Below are 1072 nucleotides of genomic sequence, written 5' to 3'. Positions count from 1 at the left end.
TGTCGTCGGCATCGGATCGCCGCACGCCGCGATCGGCACCGCTGCCGTTGCCGTCACGGTCAACGCGCTCGCCAGCCTTCTCGGCCATGCCCGGGCCGGACGCGTGAAATGGCGATGCGCCGGCGTCTTCGCAGTCTCGGGCATGATCGGGGCGGCATTGGGCGCCGAACTCGGCAAGGCGTTCGACGGCAAGCGGCTGCTTGTCCTGTTCGGGCTGCTGATGATCGGCGTCGGCCTGTCCATGCTACGCAAGCGCCGCGCAACCGAGGCTCCCGACGTCCGCCTCACCCGCAGCAGCGCCGCGACGCTGCTGCCCCGGCTTGTACCGATTGGCCTCGCCGTCGGGCTGGCGGCTGGCTTCTTCGGGATCGGCGGCGGATTTCTGATCGTGCCCGGGCTGATCCTCGCGACGGCCATGCCCCTCCCCTTCGCGATCGGCACATCGCTGGTCGTGGTGAGCGCGCTCGGTCTCACGACGGCGACCTCCTACGCCCTGTCCGGTCTGGTCGACTGGAGCGTAACGGCGGTGCTGATCATGGGCGGGGTTGGCGGGACGCTGGCAGGAATATCGCTGGGCAAAATGCTCGGCGCCAGGAAGGGACTGTTAGAACGTGGATTCGCTGCCGTCGTGATCAGTGTTGGCGGCTACGTCATCGCCTCAGTGTTATAAAATTCGCTCCCCAGTCTAATACAGAAGCAGTGTCCCGCAAATAATTTACCATGCATATAGGAAAAATACTTCCCAGGCACAAAGCAAAAAATACTTAAGATCCGCTGACGCGATGGATAAAAACCTAAACTTCGCCGTATCATCGGTCAGATCCAACCCACCAAAATGCACGCGCGCTGCCTCGATGCACGCGCGCACGTTGACCGAAGCGCGTCGGGCTTCGTCGCCTGCCTATCCGTCATGACCGGCGCACTCGCGACAGCGGAGAGTGGCGTGTTCCTGTTGACTCAGGCCGCGATAGAGACGCTGCCGTTGCCAGGCCGATCGCCAAACGACGCATTCTGGTCGAGGCTGCCGAGCGATCATGGGACATCTCCGACGTTCGTAGTTGCCCAACCCGAT

Annotated in this window: 1 protein-coding gene; it reads left to right on the top strand. The window is 63.1% G+C overall.

The features are described 5' to 3' along the window. Positions 1–670: sulfite exporter TauE/SafE family protein (locus SAZ01S_RS23275; protein ID WP_084584700.1), on the top strand; the 670-nt coding region annotated here is incomplete at its 5' end. Between the last annotated feature and the right edge of the window lie 402 nt (positions 671–1072).

The sequence above is a fragment of the Sphingomonas azotifigens NBRC 15497 genome (assembly GCF_002091475.1).
Taxonomy (GTDB): Bacteria; Pseudomonadota; Alphaproteobacteria; order Sphingomonadales; family Sphingomonadaceae; genus Sphingomonas; species Sphingomonas azotifigens.
The sequence above is the reverse complement of the archived record's forward strand: the minus strand, read 5'-3'. Positions and strand labels throughout refer to the sequence as shown.